At 40.8% G+C, this 25,622-nt stretch carries 24 protein-coding genes, 1 pseudogene and 1 riboswitch; of the genes and pseudogenes, 23 read left to right on the forward strand and 2 right to left on the reverse strand.

The features are described from left to right. Positions 1-16: 16 nt before the first annotated feature. The 8 genes from LLY41_RS08720 to LLY41_RS08755 all read left to right on the forward strand — a co-directional run bounded on the left by LLY41_RS08720 (position 17) and on the right by LLY41_RS08755 (position 5,971). A complete protein-coding gene (locus LLY41_RS08720; RefSeq protein ID WP_095246101.1) occupies positions 17-355 on the forward strand; it encodes a DUF4870 domain-containing protein in 339 nt (112 codons plus the stop codon). Between the two features lie 107 nt (positions 356-462). Then, positions 463-1,425 carry a helix-turn-helix transcriptional regulator gene (locus tag LLY41_RS08725; RefSeq protein ID WP_286137538.1) on the forward strand — a complete coding sequence of 321 codons (963 nt, stop codon included), beginning with the start codon at positions 463-465 and terminating at the stop codon, positions 1,423-1,425. 133 nt (positions 1,426-1,558) lie between these two features. Continuing rightward, positions 1,559-1,756 (forward strand): PLD nuclease N-terminal domain-containing protein, encoded by a 198-nt coding sequence (locus tag LLY41_RS08730; RefSeq protein WP_304587532.1) that lies wholly within the window; start codon positions 1,559-1,561, stop codon positions 1,754-1,756. Between the two features lie 2 nt (positions 1,757-1,758). Then, the gene (locus LLY41_RS08735; RefSeq protein WP_304587533.1) at positions 1,759-2,664 is read left to right on the forward strand and encodes an ABC transporter ATP-binding protein; all 906 of its coding nucleotides are present in this window, start codon (positions 1,759-1,761) and stop codon (positions 2,662-2,664) included. Continuing rightward, a complete protein-coding gene (locus LLY41_RS08740) occupies positions 2,661-3,437 on the forward strand; it encodes an ABC transporter permease (protein ID WP_304587534.1) in 777 nt (258 codons plus the stop codon). The genes LLY41_RS08735 and LLY41_RS08740 overlap by 4 nt, the downstream gene beginning before the upstream one ends. 93 nt (positions 3,438-3,530) lie before the next feature. Beyond that, positions 3,531-4,376: a patatin-like phospholipase family protein gene (locus tag LLY41_RS08745; RefSeq protein ID WP_304587535.1), complete on the forward strand. Its 846-nt coding sequence runs from the start codon at positions 3,531-3,533 to the stop codon at positions 4,374-4,376. Positions 4,377-4,520: 144 nt separating this feature from the next. Then, the gene (locus LLY41_RS08750) at positions 4,521-5,306 is read left to right on the forward strand and encodes a hypothetical protein (RefSeq protein ID WP_095246106.1); all 786 of its coding nucleotides are present in this window, start codon (positions 4,521-4,523) and stop codon (positions 5,304-5,306) included. A gap of 89 nt (positions 5,307-5,395) precedes the next feature. Continuing rightward, positions 5,396-5,971, forward strand: coding sequence for a TlpA disulfide reductase family protein (locus tag LLY41_RS08755; RefSeq protein WP_095246107.1), 576 nt, complete (start codon positions 5,396-5,398; stop codon positions 5,969-5,971). A gap of 18 nt (positions 5,972-5,989) precedes the next feature. Here the strand turns inward: LLY41_RS08755 and LLY41_RS08760 are convergent, their stop codons facing one another. Beyond that, positions 5,990-6,811 (reverse strand): EcsC family protein, encoded by an 822-nt coding sequence (locus LLY41_RS08760; protein ID WP_304587538.1) that lies wholly within the window; start codon positions 6,809-6,811, stop codon positions 5,990-5,992. Positions 6,812-6,943: 132 nt separating this feature from the next. Next, a riboswitch (FMN riboswitch) is annotated at positions 6,944-7,106 on the forward strand. 144 nt (positions 7,107-7,250) lie between these two features. Between LLY41_RS08760 and ribD the strand changes: the two genes are divergently transcribed. The 7 genes from ribD (at position 7,251) to dapF (ending at position 14,972) form a co-directional block, all read left to right on the forward strand. Then, positions 7,251-8,348, forward strand: coding sequence for a bifunctional diaminohydroxyphosphoribosylaminopyrimidine deaminase/5-amino-6-(5-phosphoribosylamino)uracil reductase RibD (ribD, locus tag LLY41_RS08765; RefSeq protein WP_304587539.1), 1,098 nt, complete (start codon positions 7,251-7,253; stop codon positions 8,346-8,348). After that, positions 8,348-9,004: a riboflavin synthase gene (gene ribE / locus LLY41_RS08770; RefSeq protein WP_304587541.1), complete on the forward strand. Its 657-nt coding sequence runs from the start codon at positions 8,348-8,350 to the stop codon at positions 9,002-9,004. Before ribD ends, ribE begins: the two co-directional genes overlap by 1 nt. Before the next feature lie 25 nt (positions 9,005-9,029). Beyond that, entirely contained in the window at positions 9,030-10,223 is a 1,194-nt protein-coding gene (locus LLY41_RS08775; RefSeq protein WP_304587542.1) for a bifunctional 3,4-dihydroxy-2-butanone-4-phosphate synthase/GTP cyclohydrolase II, read from the forward strand. Positions 10,224-10,237: 14 nt separating this feature from the next. Beyond that, a complete protein-coding gene (gene ribH, locus LLY41_RS08780; protein ID WP_304587544.1) occupies positions 10,238-10,714 on the forward strand; it encodes a 6,7-dimethyl-8-ribityllumazine synthase in 477 nt (158 codons plus the stop codon). A 218-nt stretch (positions 10,715-10,932) separates the two neighbouring features. Beyond that, the gene (locus tag LLY41_RS08785) at positions 10,933-12,231 is read left to right on the forward strand and encodes an NCS2 family permease (RefSeq protein WP_304587546.1); all 1,299 of its coding nucleotides are present in this window, start codon (positions 10,933-10,935) and stop codon (positions 12,229-12,231) included. A gap of 397 nt (positions 12,232-12,628) precedes the next feature. Continuing rightward, positions 12,629-13,873 (forward strand): EAL and HDOD domain-containing protein, encoded by a 1,245-nt coding sequence (locus LLY41_RS08790; protein WP_095246114.1) that lies wholly within the window; start codon positions 12,629-12,631, stop codon positions 13,871-13,873. 115 nt (positions 13,874-13,988) lie between these two features. Then, positions 13,989-14,972, forward strand: a complete 984-nt coding sequence (dapF, locus tag LLY41_RS08795) for a diaminopimelate epimerase (RefSeq protein WP_095246115.1) — start codon at positions 13,989-13,991, stop codon at positions 14,970-14,972. Between the two features lie 16 nt (positions 14,973-14,988). On the opposite strand, the pseudogene LLY41_RS08800 reads toward dapF, so the two are convergent. Further along, positions 14,989-16,826 (reverse strand): annotated as a pseudogene (locus LLY41_RS08800) (DNA ligase D). Between the two features lie 142 nt (positions 16,827-16,968). Here LLY41_RS08800 and ku point away from each other — a divergent pair. From ku to LLY41_RS08840, 8 genes are all read left to right on the forward strand, one after another. Continuing rightward, on the forward strand, positions 16,969-17,823 hold the full coding sequence (ku, locus tag LLY41_RS08805; RefSeq protein ID WP_304587549.1) for a non-homologous end joining protein Ku: 855 nt from the start codon (positions 16,969-16,971) through the stop codon (positions 17,821-17,823). A 135-nt stretch (positions 17,824-17,958) separates the two neighbouring features. Next, positions 17,959-18,618, forward strand: a complete 660-nt coding sequence (locus LLY41_RS08810) for a phosphatase PAP2 family protein (protein WP_095246118.1) — start codon at positions 17,959-17,961, stop codon at positions 18,616-18,618. Between the two features lie 65 nt (positions 18,619-18,683). Further along, entirely contained in the window at positions 18,684-19,229 is a 546-nt protein-coding gene (locus tag LLY41_RS08815; RefSeq protein ID WP_095246119.1) for a glycerol-3-phosphate responsive antiterminator, read from the forward strand. A 173-nt stretch (positions 19,230-19,402) separates the two neighbouring features. Beyond that, positions 19,403-20,227: an MIP/aquaporin family protein gene (locus tag LLY41_RS08820; protein WP_304587551.1), complete on the forward strand. Its 825-nt coding sequence runs from the start codon at positions 19,403-19,405 to the stop codon at positions 20,225-20,227. Between the two features lie 35 nt (positions 20,228-20,262). Beyond that, positions 20,263-21,753, forward strand: a complete 1,491-nt coding sequence (gene glpK, locus LLY41_RS08825; RefSeq protein ID WP_304587553.1) for a glycerol kinase GlpK — start codon at positions 20,263-20,265, stop codon at positions 21,751-21,753. A gap of 193 nt (positions 21,754-21,946) precedes the next feature. Continuing rightward, complete coding sequence (locus LLY41_RS08830; RefSeq protein WP_304587555.1) at positions 21,947-23,611, forward strand: glycerol-3-phosphate dehydrogenase/oxidase; 1,665 nt, start codon at positions 21,947-21,949, stop codon at positions 23,609-23,611. A 147-nt stretch (positions 23,612-23,758) separates the two neighbouring features. Further along, entirely contained in the window at positions 23,759-24,718 is a 960-nt protein-coding gene (locus LLY41_RS08835) for a nucleoside hydrolase (RefSeq protein ID WP_095246123.1), read from the forward strand. A gap of 179 nt (positions 24,719-24,897) precedes the next feature. Beyond that, positions 24,898-25,386 carry a hypothetical protein gene (locus LLY41_RS08840; RefSeq protein WP_095246124.1) on the forward strand — a complete coding sequence of 163 codons (489 nt, stop codon included), beginning with the start codon at positions 24,898-24,900 and terminating at the stop codon, positions 25,384-25,386. Positions 25,387-25,622: the final 236 nt, after the last annotated feature.

Consider the following 25,622-nt stretch of genomic DNA (forward strand, 5'->3'; position numbering starts at 1 on the left):
CTTAGGAGGAAACAGAATGAATGATTATAAAATGCCTTCCAATGATGAAAGGCTTATAGCAGCAGCAATCTATGTAACCAGCTTTTTTACCGCTTTTGTCGGACCGCTGATCATTTGGCTATTGAAAAAAAATGACTCGGAGTTTGTAGATTACCATGGAAAGGAATATTTGAATTTTTTAATTTCTTATACGATTTACAGCGCCATCAGCGTAGTGCTAATGATCATTTTAATTGGGGTCATTACGATTTGGATCGTGGGAATCCTTGCTTTTATCTTTACAATAGTAGCTGCTGTCAAAGCATATGAAGGCAAGGAATACAGAATTCCTTTAGTTTTCAGGATTTTAAAATGATGAACAGAGTCCAGGGCTAGTTGCCGCTGGGCTTTTTTTAATGGATAATAAAGGAACGGGGTGAAGTAATGAATAGACTCGATAACAAACAAAGGATGCTCAAGCTTATGGAATTTTTAAGAGAGCAGACCGATGAAGAAAATGAATATACACTGGACGATATTACTGAATGCTTTAAAAAGGAATATGGACCAGATGTGAAATTAAACAAAAATTCATTAAGAGACGATATTGAACATCTAATTGAAGCAAAATTTGATATTACCATTAACCAGGAAAAAGAGGGAATGCCAAAGTTCTACAGCCATCAATACCGTCTATTCGAGCTTTATGAATTGCGCATGCTGATTGATGCCGTTGCTTCTGCACGCTTCATCACCAAAGATGAGACAAAACAGCTGATCCGGAAAATTAAAAAGCTGACAAGCATTCATCATGCCAAAAAGCTGCATAATGAAATATTGATCGATTCCTCTGTGAAAAGTGAAAGTAAACTGGTTCGGCTGGCTATTAATGACTTGCATGAAGCCATTTCCGGGCGGAGAATCGTCACATTTCAATATGGACGATATAATCTCAACAAGGAATTTGTTTTAAGCCACAATGGCGGGCAATACAGGGTCAAACCGCTGGCGCTCACATGGGTAAATGACTTTTATTATTTAATAGCCTACTATTTTGCCAAAGAAGAAATCCGCCATTATCGGATTGACCGTCTCCGTAATGTTCATATTACGGAAGAACAATTTGCATATGAACCCTTTGATGTATCCAAGTATGTGAGTTCAACCTTTCATATGTATGCCGGATCTGAAGAGTGGATAAAAATCCGATTTCACAATGATTTGATCAACGTGATAATTGATAAATTTGGCCGGGATGCAGACATAAGAAAACTGGATGGAAACCATTTCGTTTTATCAGCAAAAGCCATTGTGAGTGATGGACTTGTCAAATGGCTCCTCAATTGGGGTAATCAGGCCAAAGTGCTTTCACCATCCTCACTCATTGATCAGGTAACAGACGAAATTAAAAATATGATGGCTGTGTATGAAAAAGAAATGGATTAAACCTCGGCTATTAGACTTATAGACACTCCAATAATGGGGTGTCTTTTCATTAGAAAAATAGTTGAAATCCTTTTGAACGATTTTTGTACTTAAACGTCTTATGAATGACAGTACAATAAGGGAGGACATCGAAATGGAAATATTAGAAAGCATTAACTGGGCAATTCTTGCACCTGTTGTCATTATTCAGCTAATATTGATGGCTGTCGCCATTATTGATCTAGTGAAAATAGAAAAAGCAAATGGACCAAAATGGGTATGGGCTCTCGTCATTTTATTTATTAATCTGCTCGGGCCAATCATTTACTTTATTTTCGGAAGGAGAAGCTGAATATGCCGGTTGTAAGCATAACAAGGCTTAAAAAACGGTTTAAGGAACAAGAGGTCATAAAAGGTCTGGATTTTCAATTAAAAGAAGGAAAATGTATTGCCCTTCTCGGAGCAAATGGAGCAGGAAAAACAACTACACTCAAAATGCTTGCCGGCCTGGTGAAGCCGGATTCCGGTACGATTGTGTATGAAGGGGGAGAAAAAGCGGATTTTCGAAGATTAATAGGCTATCTTCCTCAATTTCCTGTTTTTTATGAATGGATGACAGGCAGGGAATTTCTTGAATACGCAGGTCAGCTTGCAGGACTTCCCAAAGCAGAAGCAAAAGACAGAGCAAAGGAGCTTCTTGAACTTACCGGTATATCCGAAGCTAAAAACCGCCGGATTGGAAAATACTCAGGAGGCATGAAGCAGCGGCTTGGCATTGCACAGGCGATCATTCACCGCCCCAGGCTTGTCATGCTCGATGAACCGGTTTCAGCGCTTGATCCATTTGGACGCAGGGAAGTGCTGGAGCTGTTGAACAGGCTGAAAAAAGAAACGGCAATTCTGTTTTCCACCCATATTCTAAACGATGCAGAAGAAATATGTGATGAAATTTTATTCCTCCATGGTGGTGAATTGGTTGAATCCGGAACATTGGCAGACCTTAGAACCAGGCATCAGCAGGCTAAGATTGACTTGGTTTTTAAAGCGAATGCTGCTGAATTTGCTGAAGAGATATCTCTGTTTCCGCTTGTTTCCTCAATGGAAGTGAATGGAGATAGTGCAAGCTTTTTGGTGAAGGATATTGAGGATGCCAGGAATTTATTTCTAACTGAAATTGCGAAACGGAAATGGCCGCTGGTTAAGTTTGAAATCAGCAGAACGAGCCTTGAGGATGTTTTCATGAAGGTGGTGAAAAAATGAAGCAATGGGTGACTTTATTAAAAAAAGAAATGCTCGAGCTGGCCAGAAACTTCAAATGGATTTGGGTGCCGCTAACTTTTATTTTGATAGCTGTAAAAGAGCCTCTAACCTTATATTATTTGCCTCAAATCATTGATTCACTTGGCGGGCTGCCTGAAGGGGCAGTTATCGAGCTTCCTGTACCTTCAGCGGGTGAAGCGCTTGCTGCAAGTCTCAGTCAGTTCAATACGCTTGGTGTGCTTATTATTGTTTTAATTACAATGGGAAGCATTGCCGGTGAAAGGAAAAGCGGTGTTGCAGGGCTAATCCTGGTAAAACCCGTATCGTACGCCGGGTTTGTAACAGCTAAGTGGACCAGTTTGATGATGCTCATATGGTTATCATATTTTCTGGGTTACTTCCTATCCTGGTACTATGTGGGCATATTATTTGAATTTATTCCTTTTGCGGATTTTCTTAAATCCTTCTTTGTTTATGGCCTCTGGCTTACTCTTATAATCACTATAGTAATTCTGTTCAATACTTTTATAAAATCGCCTGGAGCGGTTGGATTTATCTCTATTGGCATTATAGCCATAGCAACTCTATTGAGCACTTCGCTTTCTCATCTGCTGGAGTGGAGTCCGGCCCTACTGTCTGCTTATACAAATACTTTTATAATGGGCGGTAATTTCCCTGATGAATTATTGCCGAGTATCATTGTTTCTGTGATTGCCATTACGATTTCCATATTTGCATCCATTGCGATATTTAAACGAAGGGAACTTGCCTGATTTCATGCAGGTTCCTTCCTTTTGGGCATAATTGTATATCGGAGAGTGCTATTTTGGTAGTATTGCTTTAAAAGATAGAAAGGAAGATGAAAGGTGATCAGTGAAACGGGCCTGGTGCTTGAAGGCGGAGGAATGCGTGGAGTGTATACAGCCGGTGTTCTCGAATATTTTCTTGAACAGGACCTCAGCTTTCCTTATGTTATTGGTGTTTCTGCAGGCGCATGCAATGCCGCTTCTTATTTGTCCAAACAAAAGGGCAGAAATAGAATTGTAAATGTGGATTATGTAACAGATCCGCGATATATCTCATGGCGCAATTACTTTAAATCGCGTCAGTTTTTCGGAATGGATTTTATTTTTGATGAAATACCGAATAAGCTTGTCCCCTATCACTACGAAGAGTTTTATAAAAACCAGTCTGAATTTGTAATTGGAACAACAGATTGCCATACAGGCAAGCCTGTTTATTTCAATAGAACAGACTATGGGAAAGATATGCTGAAGGTTTTAAAAGCATCCAGTTCCCTGCCTTTTATTGCACCTGAGGTTGCATTTAATAAAAGAATCCTCCTTGATGGAGGAATAAGCGATCCCATTCCAATTAAAAAAGCACAGCAGGATGGATTCAAAAAAAATATAGTAATCCTGACAAGAAACCGGGGCTATTCCAAAAAACCATCTAAATTTGCTTTTATGGTAAAAAGGAAATATCCGCATTATACCGGGCTGCAAAAAGCACTGGCAGAACGTTACCTGACCTATAACGAGACCCTCCGCTATGTAGAGCAGGAAGAAGAGAAGGGGACAGTCCTTGTTGTTCAGCCGCAGGAGCCATTAACAGTGGGACGGATGGAAAGGAATCCTCAAAAATTGGAAAAGTTATATCTCCAAGGATATGATGATGCCAGAAAATCATTTGAAAGAATTAACCAATTTTAACCGCATCTATCAGGATGCGGTTTATTTTTATTTTTGAAATGAATCATTAAGAGCTCCCAATAATTAATTCCTCTCATAATTCATTTTTGTTGGACCTGATTAATAGAATATAGAGAGAATCAAATAATGCAGGGAGACTTACTGATGAATATCCAGCACTATTACCTGAAAACAGCTGACATCTCTTTGAATGCAAGCCTTACAGCACTTATGCCCCCAATTTTTGTTTTATTGATATTCTTCAACAAATTTCCAGGGGCTAATTTCATTATTATCTTGTTCCCTTTTATTATTTATAGCTTTTTGTGTCATCAAATGTATCTGCTGAATAAACAAAGGGCAGCCGAGGCAGCAAGTAATTATTACTATAAAGGACAAGCCCCTCTATCTTTTTTAGAGCAGTCAAGTGTGCTGATCGCTTTTTTGCCGGCTCCTTCTCTCAGAATGGTTATTTTTGATCCTGAAGGAATGATGATAGGTGAAATCAGAGATATGAAAATGCGGAAGCTTCGCTGGTTCCTCCCATATTTTATAGACCGATTTTTCCCAAAAAGGCTGGGGATTTATGACCATACTGAAAATCTTGAGGCATCTATCATCATCCGTAACAAGGGAATCGAAGTCTTGTCTTCAGATGGCCACTGCAGGGAAATAATCGAATTTAAAAAGGATGGAAGCACTCTGCTGTTTCAGAGTGAAGATATGCAGTATGCCGTTCCTAAAACCTTTTTACACACAGATCTGCAGGTTTTGGATGATCAATCGAATAGAATTGCCCGTCTTCGCAAAGGGTGGATGCCATTTGAGTGGGGGAAGCGCTTTAAGGATCCAAACACACCTGTCCTTTCCTTTAATATTAGTCTGGATGCAAAAGAAAAGCGCAGAATTTATGCCATTTTTGCGGCTCTGTTTCTTTATCGCAATCATTAAAACCATGTGCACATTTATAGATTCTGGATTCCCTGTATAGTATGATAAATTCAGTTTAAGTATAGGGAAATCAATTTAGAGGTGTTGGAATGAAAAAGTTTTTACTGGGAGCTGCAGTTATTGTCCTTTTGCTGTTCATTGTTGACAAGACCATTCTTAAGGAACAGGGAGTAGTTGAGCAAGCCGGACAAATGCAAAAATACGATAAAATTGAAGATCCTGAGGATTTGCCTATTGGTTTGGAGAAAGGCAACCTTGCTCCGGATTTTCAACTGACAGATATGGAAGGGAATCCGGTAAAGCTCAGTGACTACAGGGGCAAAGCGGTGCTTCTGAACTTCTGGGCAAGCTGGTGTCCTCCATGCCGTGCGGAAATGCCGCATATGGAAAAGCTGTATAAAAAGTACAAAGATAAAAACTTCGATATTCTTGCCGTAAATCTCACAAACACTGAAAAGAATAATGGAGATGCTGAGAAGTTCGTGAAAGAGCTGGGGCTGACTTTTACAATTCCCATGGATGTAAAAGGCGCTGTTGGTGGGGATTATAATATTATGGCCTATCCCACAAGCTATTTTATTGACTCTGATGGAGTTATAAGAGAAAAAGTTTTGGGAGCCTTAAATGAAGAATATATGGAGAAGGAAATCAAAAAGCTTCCATAAATTAGCCGGAGAGCCATACTAGCTCTCCGGTTTTGTATCTGCAATCATATCCTGGTGAAGACGATTAACGATTACTCTTTTTCTGTAAAACATTATGCCGGCTTCGGCAATATCATTAACAGCTGAGCGATTTATAAAGGCACCAAAAAGCAATCCGGCTATAGGAATCATTTGGAAAAGTTTTTTCCAGCCTATTTGGTCCCTGTACGAAAACACAACCTCTCTCCAGCCTTGAAGCTCAGAAACGACTTCCCTCTTCGGTCCACTTTCTTTAGCGCCAAACATGGTAAGCTGCTGCAGAATGGCTTTTTTTCCAACAATATCACTGGAAACAAATTGAAGGATTTTGACGATGAACATTCTTTCATTTTTATCTGCGGGATCGAAGCCATAGCAAATCGCAATATCCTGCAGTGTTTTTAATTGAATGCCGAGGAGAAGGGGAATATCAATGGTCAGGGTGAAAATCCCTCCGACTCCAGTTCCCGCACCCTGCAATGCAGCGGTTCTTTTTCGGTTTGAGGTTAGCTTTTCCGCGGCTTCATCCATCTTTACTATGGGCAGGGCTTCTACATCCTGCAGGGTATGGATATTTTGTCCAGGATAATAATTCTTTAAGGCTGCTGCTGAACTTAAATATCTTCCTCCTGATTGAATGTACGTGCCAAGCTCATCAAGAATCACTCCAACCTTTTTTTGTATGAACTCCGGTGTAAATCTATCAATAAGTTTGAAAGGCAGCCTCCCGAGCTTCTCCCAAAACCACAAATCACCTTGGTCTTTTTCCCATTCTTCGCATTTCTTTAATTCATTTATCAGCTGTTCTTTAGGCTCAACCATTAGTACCGCCCTTTCTTTCCTTCTTCTATATTCTAACTATACGGTTGGTAAAAGCAAAAGTTTCAAAACTGTCATAACCAATTCTCTTTGTATATTCCGACTATTCATGGTAAGATTCTTTTAATAGAATAGGATTTCCTTCGGGGCAGGGTGAAATTCCCAACCGGCGGTGATGAGGGTATGCCCTCTTAGTCCGTGACCCGGTTTTATTTGCAGAGATAGGTGCTTAATAATAGCGGTGGATTTGGTGAAATTCCAAAGCCGACAGTGAAAGTCTGGATGGGAGAAGGAATGAGTATAGTAATGCGTTCAAAAAAACCCTTTTTTTAACGCTTATTTCGTCATGTGTTTTTGCCCCGTTACACCTAGCTGGTGTGCGGGGTTTTGCCGTTTCATACTTAATTTGGAGAAATTGTAAGGAAAGGAGGATTCATATAATTTGAACCACCAGGAATATATGAAGTTAGCCATAAGTCTGGCAGCGGCAGCCAAAGGACAAACCAGTCCTAACCCGCAGGTGGGTGCGGTTGTTGTTAAAAATGGTGAAATACTGGGGATGGGTGCTCACTTGAAAGCGGGAACTCCCCATGCAGAAGTCCATGCGATTGCTGCGGCTGGCGATGAGGTAAAAGGCGCTGATATTTATGTCACTCTTGAACCGTGCAGTCATTTTGGCAGGACTCCACCATGCGCAGACTTAATTATTAATTCAGGCATAAATAGGGTTTTTATTGCTTCTGCAGATCCAAATCCTCTGGTTTCAGGCAAAGGAATCGAAAGGATGCAGGATGCCGGTATTGACGTGGTGACCGGTTTATTGAAAGAGGAAGCAGATGCCCTAAACGAACCATTTTTCCATTTTATAAAAACAAAGACACCATACGTAACCATTAAAGCAGCTTCATCGTTTGATGGGAAAACAGCTGCAAAAACCGGTGACAGCAAATGGATTACCTCTCCAGAATCCAGACAGGATGTACACCGTCTACGGCATGAACATGACGCAATACTTACAGGTGTAAATACGATCATTCACGATAATCCCCTTTTAACCGCCAGGCTGCCCCAAGGCGGAAAAAATCCCATTCGAATTGTTTTAGATACAAATCTCAGAATTCCGGCTGACGCAAATGTCATCCGAGACCAGTCTGTTAAGACCATCATCTTTACCGGCAGTGAAATAGATTCGACAAAAGCAAAGGAAATAAGGACGTATAATGCAGAAGTTTTTTCTTTTCCTGCTAATGAGGTGCCGATTAAAGAAGTATTAAAAAATTTAGGTGAAAGAAATATAATGACTTTATTTGTTGAAGGCGGGTCTGAGATCCATGCCTCATTTATTAAAGAAGGTTTCTTTCAGCAGATGATCCTCTATATGGCTCCTAAAATTATTGGAGGGAATAAAGCGATTCCATTTATTGGCGGGGCTGGTGCCGACTATGTAAGAGACTCCCCTGTACTGGAATTCACAGAAATCAAAAGGATTGGCGGAGACCTTAGAATTACCGCAAAACCGTTGAGGGAGGCCAGGCAATAATGTTTACAGGAATTATTGAGGAGCTTGGAACAGTAAAAAAAGTAGTTCAGCAAGGCAAGGCGATGAAACTGACGATACAGGCCTCCAAAGTTTTATCAGATGTCCAATTGGGGGACAGCATTTCGGTCAATGGTGTGTGTCTTACGGTTACTGAATATGCAAAAAGTGAATTTTCTGCAGATGTCATGCCTGAAACATTCAAAAGCACTTCGCTATCTGCCATTAAAGAACGAACAAAAGTCAACTTGGAGAGGGCGATGTCGGCAAATGGCCGATTTGGCGGGCATTTTGTGACAGGGCATGTGGATGGTACAGGTCAGATCCTCAAAAAGACATCGAGTGAAAATGCTATTTATATACAAATATCTGTGCCGGCTGCCTTATGCCATTTGCTTATTATGAAAGGATCTATCGCTGTGGATGGGATTTCCCTGACTGTATTCGGCAATGAAGACAATACCGTTACCGTCTCGATCATTCCCCACACAGCGAGTGAAACGGTACTAGGCTTCAAAACAGTTGGTGACATTGTCAATCTCGAATTTGACATGCTTGCAAAATACCTATATTCCTTCATGAACAGGCAGCAGCAGGGGACCACACTGCCTAAAGAAGGAATATCAGAAGGATTCCTTAAAGAGAACGGCTTCTTATAATTAGCAAAAGGAGGGGCAATAAATCATGTTCAGTGAAATAAATGAGGCTTTGGAAGATTTAAAAGCAGGAAAAGTCATCATAGTCTGTGATGATGAAGATAGGGAAAATGAAGGGGATTTCCTGGCAATCGCGGAATATGCGAAACCGGAAACCATCAACTTTATGGCCAAAGAAGGCAGAGGCCTGATTTGTACACCCATCACAGAGGAGCTGGCTGAAAAACTGGAGCTGAATCCGATGGCAGAAGTAAATACTGACAGCCATGGAACAGCGTTCACAGTCAGTATTGATCATGTGAAAAGCACTACAGGCATCAGTGCTTTTGAGCGTGCTTTCACAATAAAAGAAATGCTCGAGAGTGACGCTAAGCCTTCAGACTTCTCCCGTCCGGGACATGTTTTTCCGCTGGTTGCAAAAAAAGGAGGAGTCCTCAGGAGGGCAGGCCATACTGAAGCAGCAGTCGACCTGGCTCGTCTCGCAGGTGCTTCACCTGCCGGGGTTATCTGTGAAATCATGAAAGATGATGGAACAATGGCGCGCGTAGATGATCTTGAAAAAGTGGCAGAAAAGTTTAACTTAAAAATGATCACGATTCAGCAATTGATCGAGTATCGATTGAAACATGACTCCATTGTAAAAAGGGAAGTGGAGATTCAGCTTCCAACAGAATTTGGAGATTTTAAAGCAGTCGGCTATACAAACACTGTAGATGGAAAAGACCATATTGCTCTTGTAAAAGGAGAAATAGATGAAAATGAACCCGTATTGCTTCGTGTTCATTCAGAGTGCCTGACCGGAGATGTATTCGGGTCTAACCGATGTGACTGCGGACCCCAGCTTGAAGCAGCGCTTGCACAGATTGAGGAAGAAGGCCGGGGAATCCTTTTATACATGAGACAGGAAGGACGCGGCATCGGCCTGATCAATAAATTGAAAGCCTATAAGCTGCAGGAAGAGGGATATGATACCGTTGAGGCAAATCATAAACTCGGATTTAAAGATGATCTTCGCGACTATGGAGTAGGTGCACAAATCCTAAGGGATCTGGGGGTAAAAAAAATGCGCCTCTTAACCAATAATCCCCGCAAGATTGCAGGATTAGGCGGCTATGGGCTGGAGGTAGCCGAACGGGTTCCTCTTCAAATGCCAGCCAAATCTGAAAATGAGAACTACTTAATAACAAAGAAAACAAAACTTGGGCATTTATTACAATTTTAAGGGAGCGATTTGAGATGAAACAAGTAATTGAAGGTCATTTAGTAGGAACAGGATTGAAAATGGCAATTGTTGTGTCACGTTTTAATGAATTCATTACGGGCAAGCTTTTAAGCGGTGCGGAAGATGCACTTAAGCGCCATGGAGTGAGTGAAGACGATGTGACAGTTGTATGGGTTCCTGGAGCATTCGAAATCCCGCTTGCAGCTAAAAAGCTATCCCAATCCGGAAAATTTGATGCAGTTATTACACTTGGCACAGTAATCCGCGGAGCAACTCCGCATTTTGATTATGTCAGTGGCGAAGTGGCAAAAGGGGTCTCAAGCATAGCATTGCAGAGCGGCGTCCCAGTTATCTTCGGAGTACTGACAACTGACACGATTGAACAGGCTATTGAGCGTGCAGGCACCAAAGCCGGAAACAAAGGATGGGAAGCAGCTGTCGGAGCAATTGAAATGGGCAATCTGTATAGACAGTTAGCTGATAGTGAATAAAGGTTTCATTTCTTATTAAGTATCGTTGTTGGAAAGATAAGGAGCGGCATATCAAATCGGCGTGAGAATTCACGCTGATTTTTTTCTGAGCAGACGTCTGACCTTTCTATTGGCAGAATGAATTTTTTTTGATAGAATACTGCTTGTGGCTCACCCGTATTTTTATATGCGGGGAGAGCGGGTAGGGAGAGGGCTAATTGAATAGATAGGTAGTATATATGAATAAGTGGTTTAACCGGCTTTTTCAGCTGAATTCAAATGGAACAACTGTTAAAAGGGAGGTTATGGCTGGAGCAATCGGCTTTTTTACGATTGTTTATATTATCGCAGTTAATTCTCTAATTCTCTCTGAAGCAGGAATACCTTTGGAAGCAGCTATTTTTGCAACCATTATAACATCGGTTGTCGGCTGTTTAATTATGGGGTTTTGGGCGAATGTGCCGATCCTCCTTGTACCTGGCATGGGAATTAATGCTTTATTCTCTTATACTATGGTCCAGTCCATGGGCTTAACCTGGCAGGAAGCATTGGCTGTAGTGTTCATATCCGGTCTGATCTTTGTTTTCGTGGCATTTTCACGATTTGCAAAGACATTAAGTGAATCGATTCCTCATTCACTTAAAGAAGCGATTACAGTGGGACTGGGGCTTTTCCTGATGCTGATCGGACTTGAAAAAGGCGGAATCGTTGAAAAAGGGACAAACTCCATTATTGCTTTAGGTGAGCTTGGCGACCCGCAAGTGCTTGCAACCATCTTGACGTTCCTCTTGGCCATCATTTTATTCATGCGTAACGTACCTGGCAACTTTTTAATTACTGTTGTGGCAGGAACACTGATCGCATGGGCTTTTGGGCTGATAGATGTGCAGAAGACTAATGAAAAGTCTTTCGCACTTTCTGATTATATGGAAGTATTTGGAGCAATGTCATTTGATAACTTGCTTTCGGTCACTTTTTGGATTGCCATTTTTTCTTTGACAATGGTTCTGGTATTTGAAAATATCGGATTAGTCCATGGTCATGTTGGTTTTATTAACAGGCCGGAACAGTTTAAGCGTGCTTTCCAGGCAAATTCTGTTTCAGCATTATTGTCCGGTGTTTTTGGGACAAGTCCAACTGTAGCAACAGTTGAAAGTGCAGCGAGTATGGCTGCCGGGGGACGTACAGGATTGACAGCAGTTACAACCGGGATGCTGTTTGTGCTATCCGCATTCTTTATTCCTGTTATTAAGCTGATCCCAAACAGCGCGATTGCCCCTATTCTGATCATTATTGGCGGACTGATGCTACAAAACATCCGCAATCTTGATTTAAAGGATATGAGCGAAAGCTTTCCGGCTATCTTTATCATTGCTATGATTCCTTTCACTTACAGTATTGCGGACGGGATTGCCATCGGATTTATTCTTTATCCAATCTTAAAGATTTCGATAGGCAAAGCAAGGGAAGTTTCAGTTGCTTTATATGTCATCGCAACTTTGTTTTTATTCAACTTTGTTTTTCATGTGATTAGTTAAAATAGATCATGGGATGTCCTTATATTGGGGCATCCTTTTTCTTTATCAAAGGCTGATTTCGCAAAGTTTGTTGCTATTTATATTATATTTACTGAGTTGATTGTAGTGGAAGGTGCGAGACTCCTACGGGAGTAGCGGGACAGGTGAGACCCCACAGACGCGCAGCGTCGAGGAGGCTCACCGCCCGCCCCGTGGAAAGCGAGCATCCTGGAACGGAAATCAACGGACAACATTGATAAGCGAAAAACAACAATTTATACGAAAAGAGCCTTATCAAAAAAGGAGAATCTTGTAAAAAAAATAAAAAATTCTAATCATTCAACAAGTTTCGACAAGTGTAATAATTTTTCTGAGTTAAAATAGGTCTATAGTAATAGGTGTTTTCGGAGGTATGTCAATGGAAGTGTTTGTAGCAAGACAGCCGATTTTCAACTCAAAGGAAGAAGTATTCGCTTATGAACTTCTATATAGAAATAATCAGGTGAACGCATTCCCAGATATTGATGAAGATCAGGCTACAGCTGAGGTTATCATTAATAGTTTTTTAAATATAGGAATCGATCAGCTATCTGAAGGGAAGCCATGTTTTATAAATTTTACGGAAAAATTGCTTAAGCTAAGGGTGCCTGCCTATTTTAGGCCCCGGGAAATTGTTATCGAAATTCTTGAAACGGTAGAGCCGAGCGCGGAACTTGTCAGGATATGCAAGGATTTAAAGGAGCTTGGCTATCAGATAGCGCTGGATGATTATGTATTTAATGAAACCAATCCCTTTGCACGGCAATTGCTGAAATATGCAGACATCATCAAGGTGGATTTTCTTAACACCCCAAAGGAGATGCGGGAAAAAATAGAATTGCTTGTTAACCAGCTGAAGATAAAAACAGTAGCTGAAAAGGTTGAGACCAGAGATGAATATGAGGAAGCGAAAAGCAAGGGATATGATTATTTCCAAGGTTATTTTTTTGCAAAGCCTGTCATTATGTCGACACATGATGTACCGGCATATTTTCAATCTTATTATGAAATGATCCAAAACCTGTCAAAGGAGGAGCCTAGTCTTGACCGCATAACTGAATTAATAGAACGTGACATATCACTGTCTTATAAATTGCTGAGACTAATAAACTCACCGGCTTACCGCCCTAAGCAAAAGATAAATTCAATCCGGCAGGCCATCGTTCTGCTTGGACTGATAGAACTCGAAAAGTGGATTTATGTATTGGCAGTAAGGGAAAACATCGTTGGAAATTCTCAAATGACTGAAGAAACCATCAGGTTATCAATGACTCGTGCAAAAATGTGTGAGGAAATTGGCAGACTCAAAACCGGTAAAAGCGTTTCGTCCAGTTATTTTATGACAGGAATGTTTTCATTAATGGATTCATTGCTTAAGATCCCGATGAACCAAATTATAAATGAGCTTCCCCTGCAGGATGATATTTGTGAAGCGCTCCGCGGGAAAAATAATAATCTTAAAGAAATACTTGATCTTGCTGTTGCAGTAGAGAAAGCACAATGGAGCAGAATCAGTGAAATGTGCGATAAGCTGTTTGTGGATGAAAAAACAATTTTTAAGATTTATTCTGAAGCATTAGCCTGGTCCAGTCAGCTGCTGAACCCTGAAAAGCCTATAAATTAAAGGCGCAGTATTATAGTCTTTGAGTCTATAAAAATAGAAATCATCATTGAATAATAAAAGCTTTTATGGCACTCTTATCTATATGTTGAATTACTATTGGTCTGGAGGTATTACATTGAAGATTGAACTATTGAAATGTCATGGATCAGGAAATGATTTCTTTATTATAGATGAGATCTCCAATACGTATCATTTTACAGAAGAGAATCGTGCGAAGCTGGCCAGAGCCATATGCGACCGCAGAACTGAGCTGGGTTCAGATGGAATTCTATTCGTGTTAAAAAGCGATAAAGCAGATGCCAGGATGCGTGTTTTTAATCCGGATGGATCTGAAGCCTCAATGTGCGGGAATGGATTGCGATGTGTTGCCCGTTATGTTTGTGAACTTCTTGGGCTGAAAGAAGCTATCATTGAGACCATGAAAGCTGATTTACAGGTGAAAAAGCAAGAAGATATCTTTGAGGACATTCCGACTTATCTTGTTGAAATCTCACCTGTTTCATTCGACTTGAAGGATCTTCCTTTAGTTCTTGATAAAGATACTGTCATTAATGAAAAAGTGAGCGGGATTTCAGAGGAATTAGCTTTTACAGCTTTAGCAGTCCCTAATCCTCATTTTGTTTCCATTGTGGAGAAAGAGCAAATAGCATCAGACCTGCAAAAAAAGATCAGCGAATATTTGAACGGGCCGAATGAATTCTTTCCTGATGGAGTAAATGTCAGCTTTGTTAAGCCGTTCAAAAAAGGGTATATTTATGTAAGAACATTTGAACGGGGAGTAGGATTTACCAATGCCTGCGGAACTGCCATGTCAGCTTCGACACTTGTGACTTGCATGAATGGGCTGAATAAAATCGAAGAGCCTGTAGAGGTTTATAATAATGGCGGAAAGGTGCGCTGTGTAGTCCATGAAGAGAATGGCAGGCAATCAATTGACTTAATTGGAAATGCCAGCTATGTTTACCGCTGTGAAGCAGAGATCAACATGGAAAACCCTGCAGAGTTTTCTCTTTCCCCGAAAGAGGAATATACCGGTGAAATTAAGCAGTATGCTAAACTTCAGGAATATGCTCAGGCAGTACTTAAAGAGTGGTTGTAGGATAAGGCATGGGGCCTTATCCTTTTTTATTGTTCTGCTTTAAAAAGTCCAGCACTGGTGAAAAAGGCTGAATTTCCTTTGTTTGAAAATACGTGTTAAAAGGGTCGCCATCGCTGTTTATTCTTTTGATCATATTGGTTATTTGAAATCTTTCCATGGACAGCTTTTCGCCAACTTCCTCCCAAAACAGCGGAGCAGCAACCGTAGCCGTTTCATTTCCTCTGGGTGAATAGGGGGCTATAATCGTCTTTCCTTCTGCATGCTGAATATAATCTACATAAAGCCTTCCGCCCCGATTTTTCTTTAATCTTTCAATTGTAAAGGAATCCGGGTCCTTGTTTAGGAGATACTGGGCAATGAATTCTGTGAACAGCCGTGTATCATCAAAGGTATAAGTATTTTCCGGCAAAGGAATATAAACCTGCAATCCTTTATTGCCTGATGTTTTAACGAAGCTTATTAATTTCAGCTGATCAAGCACCTCTTTAATGTAAACAGCGGCTTTAATGGCTAGGGGAAAAGCGTCCCGGGAAGGCGGATCCAGGTCAAAAACGATTTCACTTGGTCCCGAGCTTTCCAGCGTTTTGAACGGTATATGAAATTCAAAAGCAAGCTGGTTGCCAAGCCACAGCAGTGTTTTTAAATGATTGCATACTATATAATCGATACCTTCTGACATTTCGGTTTCTACAAAGCCAGGTGCGTATTCCGGGCAATTTTTCTGGTAGAAGGGTTCGCCAAAAATCCCATGGGGGTAGCGGATAACGGTTAAAAGCCTGTTTTTTAAAAAAGGCAGCATATAAGGTGCAATTTCTCTTAAAAAATGAATGTAATCAATCTTTTGAATAGCCGGCGTTTCCCATAGTGGTTTTTCCGGATGCGTGATTTCTATCTCGGGAGGCAGGTTTTTCTGCTGCTGTAAAAATTGATCATATGTGCAGGCATCAGGCTTCAAGTCGAAACGAAACTGGTGAAAGTGCGGCTCCCGCATTTGCTCCTCATAGATCTCGAGGTATTTAACATCCACACAGATTGCAGGTTCTACATATATGAATTGGCTGTTTTCATCAGCTTTATTTTCTTTAATTATTTGAAATAAGGCTTGTTTTTCATCAGGCTTCAAGCCAAAAAGAAACTGTCCGATTCCAATGACAGCATCCCCCTGATATACCCCGGCATAAAAGTATCCATTAGATTTTTCATAAGCGGTGATAAAGCAGGAAACGTATTTCCAGTTTTTGAATTTCAGCCATAAAGAGGACCTCTTTCCTTCTTCCCATTTATTCTTCATCTGCTTGGCCACAATTCCTTCACCGTCATGAAGAACGATTTTTTCCCATAGCTCCTTAAAACTGGGATATGGCGGAATTAATTGTATCAGCCTGGAGTCCTTCTCGTCAGGTTTTAAGGGCAAATCACAGCTTTTAAACAACGCTTCTAGCTCTTTTTTTCTGGCAGAGTATTCTTTATCGGCAATTTTTCTTCCATTTATCATCAAAATGTCAAAAACAAGAAAACGGCAGGGCGCTGTTTTTGCTTTCTCAAGAATCTTTTTTTCAGATCTCATTCTCCCCTGACCTGAATCGACCCAAAATGAGCTTTATAGGCATTTTCCAGCAAGACCACCTCTCCATCTAATATAAGCGGAAGGTATTGTTCAAATTTATCTTTGTGCTGTTCCAAAAAAGCCTTAATCTCCGGAAAAAGATTTAATAAAGGTTTATCGTTTCTGCTTGTCAGTCTGGGTTCATTGTCCCAGTGCAGGATCGCTCTAAAACCATCATATTTTGCTTCAAACAGCCATTCTTTCTCATCCGGAACATCGAAAGTTAATGTAGGAAGCATAGGTTTCATTCATTTGGCCTCCTTTGCAATCATCATTATAGTTTTGGCATTTGCCCCTAAAACTACTCAGTTTCCAATTCTTTTAGCGTATTTCCGATTTTGTTAATACACAAATTAGGAGTAATACATCAAAAAGAATGGGAGTCTGACTATGCATACAATGTGGAAAGGAAGCATCAGTTTTGGGCTGGTGAATATACCAATTAAGCTGCATTCGGCGACAGAAGATAAAGATATTAAGCTGAGAAATCTTCATAAGGAATGTCATTCGCCAATTAAGTATGAGAAAACATGTCCTGTTTGTGAAAAGGAAATTAAGAACGAGGATATTGTAAAAGCTTATGAATACACAAAAGGAAAATTTGTCGTATTAGATGATGAGGATTTAGAAAAGCTTAAACAGGAAAATGATGATAAAGCCGTCGAAATTATGGACTTTGTAAAAATACAGGAAATTGATCCAATTTACTACAATCGCACCTATTATATGTCTCCAGGGGACGGGGGAGGGAAAGCTTACTCCCTTTTGCGAAAAGCGCTCGAGACGTCTGAAAAAGTAGGTTTGGCAAAAATCATTATCCGCTCCAAAGAACAGCTGGCTGTTGTCCGTGTATATGAAAACACTCTTGTCATGGAGACAATCCATTACCCTGATGAAGTACGCAAGGCAGCGGATGTGCCAAATGTGCCTGCAGAAGAAAAAGTGACAGATAAGGAACTCGATACGGCCATTTTGCTGATTGATCAATTAACCACAGAATTTAAACCTGAAAAATATAATGATGATTACCGAACCGCCCTTTTGGAGCTTATCGAAGCAAAACGGACTGGCAAAGATATCGTCACGCCTGTTGAAAAAGAGCCTGCCGCAAATGTTACCGATCTTATGGCTGCCCTTCAGGCATCCATTGATAAAACGAAGCCTGCTGATGCGGAACCAAAGAAAAAACCTGCAGCTAAAAAGAAACGTGCTTCTGCAAAAACAAAGGCTAAAAAGCAAGCTTGATGAACCGAAACCGAATTTGCTGATGCAGATTCGGTTTTTTAATGTGCGAAGGATACGGCCTGCCGCTCGTCCGCAAAAAAATGTTCCGTTTATGATACTTTGTGGTAATTCTAATACTAAAAAGGATATGAGTGAATGAACTGGAGAAATATGACACGTAAAAACATATTTTACCTAGCGCTGGTGGCCTCTATCATAGGCGGATTTTTGCTGCTATTTATCGAAATAGTGGATGAACTGAAGGAAGAAGAGCTTATTCATTTTGATGAGTCTGTGATCCACTCTGTACAGGCATTTATTTCTCCCCGGCTCACCGAGTATATGAGTGTAATTACTTTTTTGGGGTCGGTTAAGTGGCTGGCTTTTTCGGTAATTGCAGCAATGCTGCTTTTATTCCTGTTTAAAAAGAGATCACTTGCATGGTTCATGGTTCTTTCATCGGGTCTCGGAGCACTTTTTAACCTGCTGCTGAAATGGATTTTTAAAAGAGAACGTCCTGATATCAGACCTCTGATTGCAGAGCACGGCTTCAGTTTTCCGAGCGGACATTCAATGGGATCTTTTATTTTTTACGGCTCACTTTCCTATATGATCATCCATCTGGCAAAAAGGAAGCGCTGGAAGGCTGCATGGACAGTGATGCTTGGCTGCTTTATCCTGATGATTGGTCTAAGCCGCATTTATTTAGGTGTTCATTTTCCAAGTGATGTAATTGCTGGTTTTGCAGCCGGTGGTGCCTGGCTGACCATCATGATTATTGGCTTCCGTTATTATGAGTACCGAAAAAATTTATAATGGGTATTGAGAATTATGCACATTCTTAATATCATAGGGAAATAACAGAAACAGGAGTGGGAAGTATGAATCAGAAAATCTTGCCGGCATCATCCAATATGAAAGAATTTGAAAAGTTCCTGAAGAGTCCTTATGAAATTGGTGTATTTCTCGATATGCATATTTCACAGCTGAAACATGTTTCACAAATGGCTAAAGCACATAACAAAAAAATGATTTATCATGTTGACCTGATTCATGGCTTGAAAAGCGACGACTATGCCGTTGAATATATCTGCCAGGAATACAAGCCGTACGGGTTAATTTCTACTAAATCCAGCGTCATCCTGAAAGCAAAGCAAAAGGGAGTGATTGCTGTACAGAGGATTTTCCTAATCGATTCGCACGCACTTGAAAAGAGTTATAAATTAATCGAGAAAACGAGGCCTAACTATATAGAAGTCTTGCCGGGAGCTATGCCATGGATGATAAAAGAAGTGAATGAACGTTTGAATACCCCTATTTTTGCAGGAGGGCTCATCCGTTCTGAAGAAGAAGTGAAGAATGCACTTGATGCAGGCGCGGCTGCTATCACAACCTCAAAAATTGAAATATGGGAGAGGTTTTCATGAAGATGTTCAAGTATTGTTTGACAACGTTTTCATAGATTTGTATACTAGGACTAACAAGTTAATTCTAGGTGTCGGAGATTAGGAGATTCACACAGTTTAGCCCTTTTTAGGCTTAATCTGTCGTGGATCTCCTTTTTTTGTCCGATGAGTCAAAATCGAAAGGGGATTTTCAAATGTCTGCATTTATGGGAGAAGTAATTGGAACGATGATCCTGATTGTTTTTGGAGGAGGAGTTGTTGCCGGGGCGAATTTAAAAAAGACTTTCTCTTTTAATGGAGGGTGGATTGTTATTACGATTGCCTGGGGGCTTGCTGTAACGATGGGGGTTTTTGCTGTAGGATCGATCAGCGGCGCTCACTTGAACCCTGCTGTAACCATTGGATTTGCGCTTAGCGGTGATTTCGCATGGCAAAATGTGCCCGGGTATATTCTCGCCCAGGTTCTTGGCGGGTTCCTTGGAGGGGTAATTGTATTCCTTCATTATCTGCCGCACTGGAAAGAAACAGAGGACCAGGGTGCAAAGCTTGCTGTTTTCTCAACTAGTCCTGCCATTCCACATACTTTTTCAAACTTATTGAGTGAAATAATCGGGACGTTCATTCTTGTATTGGGTTTAATGTTTATAGGAGCAAATCAATTTACTGAAGGACTAAATCCGATTGCTGTCGGCCTTCTCATCGTTGTTATTGGCATGTCGCTTGGAGGGACAACCGGCTATGCAATTAATCCGGCCCGTGATTTGGGCCCGCGCATTGCTCATTTTCTTCTTCCCATTGCAGGCAAAGGGAAATCGAACTGGGGATATGCTTGGATCCCGGTAGCAGGGCCAATCCTTGGGGGATTAATGGGCTCAAGCTTCTATCAAGTGATGTTCGATGGCAAAGCTTCAGGTATTGTTTGGACTGTGCTGGGTGTTAATATATTAGTATTAATTCTTTCGTATATTTTTGGCAAAAAACAGCCCGGTGAAGTTGATTCTTCTAAAGTGGCTGCATAAATAAGAGTATTGAACGAGATTGGGAGGAGACCATTATGGAAAAATATATTTTATCATTAGATCAGGGGACTACAAGTTCACGAGCTATTCTATTTAATAAAAAGGGTGAAATTGTGCACACGGCACAAAAAGAGTTTACACAGTATTTTCCAAAGCCTGGCTGGGTTGAACATAATGCTAATGAAATTTGGGGTTCAATTTTATCGGTGATAGCAGGTGTGTTTTCAGAATCCGGCATAAAGCCTGAGCAAATTGCCGGCATTGGCATCACAAACCAGAGGGAAACAACTGTTGTTTGGGATAAAGAAACGGGAACACCTATTTATAATGCGATTGTATGGCAGTCAAGGCAGACCAGCGAAATTTGTGATGACTTGAAGGAAAAAGGCTATAATGGCCTGTTCAGAGAAAAAACCGGCCTATTAATTGATGCTTATTTCTCAGGAACAAAGGTTAAATGGATCTTGGATCATGTGGAAGGGGCAAGGGAAAAAGCGGAACAGGGAAAATTATTGTTTGGAACCATTGATACATGGCTGATCTGGAAGCTATCTGGAGGGAAAGCTCATGTGACCGATTACTCCAACGCCTCCCGCACATTGATGTTTAATATCCATGAACTTAAATGGGATGATGAGCTGCTTGACATTCTTGGAGTTCCGAAAACGATGCTTCCTGAAGTAAAGCCATCTTCTGAAGTGTATGCCAAAACCATTGACTATCACTTTTTCGGGAAAGAAGTACCGATCGCCGGGGCGGCCGGGGATCAGCAGGCTGCGCTGTTTGGACAAGCATGCTTCGAGAAAGGAATGGCTAAAAACACTTACGGCACCGGCTGTTTCATGCTTATGAACACAGGTGAAAAAGCTGTGCAGTCTGAGCATGGACTTCTAACCACCATTGCGTGGGGACTTGAGGGGAAAATTGAATATGCATTGGAAGGCAGCATTTTCGTTGCAGGCTCTGCTATTCAATGGCTCCGAGATGGGATGAGAATGCTTAAAGATGCAAAGGACAGTGAAAGCTATGCCAAAAAAGTGGACTCGACAGATGGTGTTTATGTTGTTCCGGCTTTTGTAGGCCTCGGCACTCCGTATTGGGATAGTGATGTAAGGGGAGCGGTCTTCGGGGTCACACGGGGAACGTCCAAAGAACATTTTATTCGTGCGACACTTGAGTCACTTGCTTATCAGACAAAAGATGTCCTCTCTGCGATGGAAGCTGACTCTGGCATTGAACTTAAAACGCTTAGAGCTGATGGGGGTGCCGTGAAGAATAATTTCCTGATGGAGTTCCAATCAGATATTTTAGATGTCCCGGTTGAGAGGCCGGTGATTAATGAAACGACCGCTCTTGGGGCAGCTTATCTTGCGGGATTGGCTGTCGGGTTCTGGAAGTCACAGGAGGAAATTGCTGAGCAGTGGGCAATTGACCAATCATACTATCCATCGATGGATGACCAAGTGCGTGAAAATCTTTATCAGGGCTGGAAAAAGGCTGTAAAGGCAGCTATTGCGTTTAAATAATCAGACGCAAGTTTTTACACAAATCATCTTTTTTATGTTATAATGATCTTAAGTTAATAGTTCGGCAGGAGATGCGGAGAGACCACAAAATCATTATCGTCTTATCGATAATGTATTTTGTGGTCTCTTTTTTATTCCCTGCTTTAAAGGGTAGTTACAACTACTAGCCTTTTCAAAAAAGGAGGAGACAACCATGACATTTTCTAATTTAAATCGTAATGACATGATAAATACACTTACAGCCGAAGAATTTGATCTTCTGATTATTGGCGGCGGCATAACGGGAGCTGGGATTGCTCTTGACGCGGCCACACGGGGAATGAAAACGGCGCTCGTTGAAATGCAGGATTTTGCAGCGGGAACCTCCAGCCGTTCAACCAAACTGGTTCACGGAGGGTTAAGGTATCTTAAGCAATTCGAAGTTAAAATGGTAGCTGAAGTAGGAAAAGAGCGGGCGATTGTATATGAAAATGGGCCACATGTAACTACACCGGAGTGGATGCTGCTTCCAATGCATAAAGGAGGCACTTTTGGAAAGTTCTCAACTTCTATCGGTCTTAGAGTTTACGATTTTCTTGCAGGCGTCAGAAAGTCTGAACGCAGAAGTATGCTCAGTGTCCCGGAAACATTATCCAAAGAACCGCTTATAAAAAAAGATGGATTAAAAGGTGGCGGCTACTATGTGGAATACCGCACAGATGATGCCCGTCTAACAATAGAGGTAATGAAAGCTGCTGCAGAAAAAGGCGCTCTTCCAGTTAACTATTTGAAGGTCGAGAACCTTTTATATGATGAACAAGGGAAAGTATCCGGAGCTGCTGCTGCTGATCAGCTGACTGGCGATATTCATGAAATCAGAGCGAAAAAAGTCATCAACGCTGCTGGTCCATGGGTTGATTCCATTCGTGAGAAAGACGGTTCGAGAAAAGGGAAGACCCTGCGTATGACAAAAGGTGTTCATTTGGTAATTGACCAATCCAAATTCCCATTAAAACAGGCTGTGTATTTCGATACTCCTGACAAAAGGATGGTATTTGCCATACCTAGAAACGGAAAAACATATGTGGGGACAACCGATACTTTCTTTGATTCAGACCCAGTAAATCCAAAAATGACTGCAAGTGACAGAACATACATCATAAACGCCATTAACTTTATGTTTCCTTCTGTGAAAATAACGGAGAATGATATAGAATCAAGCTGGGCTGGTGTTCGTCCGCTTATTTGGGAAGAAGGAAAAGACCCTTCCGAAATATCGCGTAAAGATGAAATCTGGGAGTCGGATACCGGTTTGCTGACAATTGCCGGCGGGAAACTGACCGGATACCGGAAAATGGCCGAAACCATTGTTGATATGCTTGCTGAAAAATTCAAGCAGGAATCGAATAGGACATTTAGCAGCAGTATTACAAAAACATTGCCCATTTCTGGAGGGAATGTAGGGGGATCATCCAAATTCCGTGAATTCATTGGGTTTCAGACTGAAAAAGGAACAAGTATCGGTTTATCGTCTGAAGAGTCCAAACACCTTGTTAATATGTATGGTTCTAATGTTGGCATCATTTTTAATATGATTGAAGCGGATAGAAGTGAAGCTGAGAATTACGGCCTGCCGATTGTATTGTGGGCAAAATTGAAATATGCAATTGAACATGAAATGGCTGCAACCCCTGTTGACTTTTTTAACCGCAGAACAGGAGCACTTCTTTTTGATATCGAAACGGTAAGAAATTATCAAAGGCAAGTAATTTCATACATGGCTGATGCGTTTAAATGGGATAAGGCTGCAGAAAGAAATTTTGAGAACCAGCTAAACGAGGAACTAAGATTTGCGATAAAGCCTGCTGATCAAGATTAAAACTCTCCGGACGGGGAGTTTTCTTTTTATCGCAGTCTAACGGGCAGTAAAACCCCCACTGATTGTAGTTTCACTTTATAGGGGAATTTAAACAAAAGGGACATTCCACAGGCATACTATATTATAAATAGGTAGCGGAGGTGGGTTATGTACAATGTTCTCATGTTTGTTGACTCGGGGGTTGATGATTCACTTGCCCTAATGTATGCTCTTCAGCATCCTGAGATTAATTTAGTTGGTGTGGTCAGCGCTTATGGCAATATAACCAAAGAAGAATCCATTAATAATACTGCCTATTTACTGAACCTTGCCGGCAGGGAGGACATACCCATAATAGCAGGGGCAAGCGGTCCATTATCCGGTGAGACCGCTGTCTTTTATCCTGAAATTCATGGGGAGGAAGGCCTTGGGCCCATTCAGCCTCCGGAGGATTTCAGCAGCAAAATAAAAGTATATGATATTGACAAAATTATTGAAATTATAAATCAGTATAAAAATGACCTTGTTATCGTTGGTGTTGGAAGGCAGACTGATTTGGCACTGCCGCTCATTCTATATGGAAAGGATGCATATCAAGATGTCAATGCATTATATTTAATGGGCGGTGCGTTTCTGGTTCCGGGAAATGTAACGCCAGAGGCTGAAGCCAACTTTTATGCTGACCCCATCGCAGCGGATTCAGTGCTGGAAAAAGCAAAAAACATTTATATATTTCCTCTGAATGTAACAAATAAAGCGATTATCCGGCCTGAGACGATTAATTTTATTGCAAATAATACCCAGTCACCTTTTAAAGATTTAATCAAACCTGCTTATGATTTTTATTATGAAGCTTACAAAAAGCTTGTTCCGGGAATTCAGGGTGCACCTCTCCATGATGTTCTTGTTTTAAGTGTTCTTACAAATCCAGATCTCGTCAAATATGTTAAACGAAGAGTGAGAATTGAACAGTTTGGAAAGGCCAAAGGAAAAAGCATAGCTGATTTCAGGCCTAAGCCGGAGGAGGAACCGCCGGAAACAATTGATAACATTGCTATGGAGCTTGACCTGGAACCTTTTATCATTGATTTTATGGAGGTTTTTCTCACTCAGAAAAAACAACAATAGCTTTTGACACATTGTGTTAAAAGCTTTTTTATTTGGATTGAAGGGTTTGGGAAGTTCACATAGAATGTATTAACATGGAAAACATTTGCAGTAAGTGGAAGATCTTCTGTAAAAATGAAATGGCAATATATCCATTTAACTTCTGCAGCATTAATCAAAATCAAATGGAGGCTTTCAAATTGCTGAAAAATAAAAAATTAAACATGACTCTTTCAATTCTCGGAATAGTGATCGCCATTGCACTGGCTTACAGTGTGCTTGTCTTTTTAAATAAGGATGAATCTAAGATGCAAAAGACCTCGGCAAATGCGGTGGAGCCCGCACAGGGGTTAATGTACGAAGATTTAGGAGACTTTATTGCCTCCAATCATACTTTTTATAATGAAACACTTGGCTGGGGAAGAGACCGTAAAGTCAGCTGGCCAAAACAAAGAAAACAAGCTGATCTAATCTTAAACTCCCTAAAAAAAATATCAGGAGAGAATGAGGATCTGCAGAAGGATCTCGGAACAATAACAAACCTGGCAGAAACTGTGCAGTCTGGCACCAAGGATAAGGAAGTGTTAATCAAACTGCACCGGTATTTTCATGATCTGGATATAGACTTTAATGACTATAAAGATACAACCGATTATTTTAATGTTACCGAGTACAAAGGAGAAAGCTAATTAGCTTGTGACAAGATTTTTTCTTGACAGATAAAAGTTTATAGGATATTATAGTGATTGAAGTATTTGAGGTATATTTTCAAGTCGTTAATCCACTTGGAATGTTCGGCACCCGAACCTTCTTTTTAGTGGAACTGCGGCTTTTTATTATGTTTTATGCTCTTTAGGATTTTGAAAGAGTAAGTATGTGTTTGTAATTAAGAAAAATTTGTGTGGACAGCTTAACGCTGAATGTT

This window comes from Cytobacillus firmus (assembly GCF_023612095.1).
In the GTDB taxonomy this organism is placed as follows: Bacteria; Bacillota; Bacilli; order Bacillales; family Cytobacillaceae; genus Cytobacillus.

Excerpts from the sequence above, each read along its gene's own strand:
- LLY41_RS08720 (WP_095246101.1), top strand. The coding sequence starts at position 17 with ATGAATGATTATAAAATGCCTTCCAATGATGAAAGGCTTATAGCAGCA.
- LLY41_RS08725 (WP_286137538.1), top strand. The coding sequence starts at position 463 with ATGGAATTTTTAAGAGAGCAGACCGATGAAGAAAATGAATATACACTG.
- LLY41_RS08730 (WP_304587532.1), top strand. The coding sequence starts at position 1,559 with ATGGAAATATTAGAAAGCATTAACTGGGCAATTCTTGCACCTGTTGTC.
- LLY41_RS08735 (WP_304587533.1), top strand. The coding sequence starts at position 1,759 with ATGCCGGTTGTAAGCATAACAAGGCTTAAAAAACGGTTTAAGGAACAA.
- LLY41_RS08740 (WP_304587534.1), top strand. The coding sequence starts at position 2,661 with ATGAAGCAATGGGTGACTTTATTAAAAAAAGAAATGCTCGAGCTGGCC.
- LLY41_RS08750 (WP_095246106.1), top strand. The coding sequence starts at position 4,521 with ATGAATATCCAGCACTATTACCTGAAAACAGCTGACATCTCTTTGAAT.
- LLY41_RS08755 (WP_095246107.1), top strand. The coding sequence starts at position 5,396 with ATGAAAAAGTTTTTACTGGGAGCTGCAGTTATTGTCCTTTTGCTGTTC.
- LLY41_RS08760 (WP_304587538.1), bottom strand. The coding sequence starts at position 6,811 with ATGGTTGAGCCTAAAGAACAGCTGATAAATGAATTAAAGAAATGCGAA.
- ribE (WP_304587541.1), top strand. The coding sequence starts at position 8,348 with ATGTTTACAGGAATTATTGAGGAGCTTGGAACAGTAAAAAAAGTAGTT.
- LLY41_RS08775 (WP_304587542.1), top strand. The coding sequence starts at position 9,030 with ATGTTCAGTGAAATAAATGAGGCTTTGGAAGATTTAAAAGCAGGAAAA.
- ribH (WP_304587544.1), top strand. The coding sequence starts at position 10,238 with ATGAAACAAGTAATTGAAGGTCATTTAGTAGGAACAGGATTGAAAATG.
- LLY41_RS08785 (WP_304587546.1), top strand. The coding sequence starts at position 10,933 with ATGAATAAGTGGTTTAACCGGCTTTTTCAGCTGAATTCAAATGGAACA.
- LLY41_RS08790 (WP_095246114.1), top strand. The coding sequence starts at position 12,629 with ATGGAAGTGTTTGTAGCAAGACAGCCGATTTTCAACTCAAAGGAAGAA.
- ku (WP_304587549.1), top strand. The coding sequence starts at position 16,969 with ATGCATACAATGTGGAAAGGAAGCATCAGTTTTGGGCTGGTGAATATA.
- LLY41_RS08810 (WP_095246118.1), top strand. The coding sequence starts at position 17,959 with ATGAACTGGAGAAATATGACACGTAAAAACATATTTTACCTAGCGCTG.
- LLY41_RS08815 (WP_095246119.1), top strand. The coding sequence starts at position 18,684 with ATGAATCAGAAAATCTTGCCGGCATCATCCAATATGAAAGAATTTGAA.
- LLY41_RS08820 (WP_304587551.1), top strand. The coding sequence starts at position 19,403 with ATGTCTGCATTTATGGGAGAAGTAATTGGAACGATGATCCTGATTGTT.
- glpK (WP_304587553.1), top strand. The coding sequence starts at position 20,263 with ATGGAAAAATATATTTTATCATTAGATCAGGGGACTACAAGTTCACGA.
- LLY41_RS08830 (WP_304587555.1), top strand. The coding sequence starts at position 21,947 with ATGACATTTTCTAATTTAAATCGTAATGACATGATAAATACACTTACA.
- LLY41_RS08835 (WP_095246123.1), top strand. The coding sequence starts at position 23,759 with ATGTACAATGTTCTCATGTTTGTTGACTCGGGGGTTGATGATTCACTT.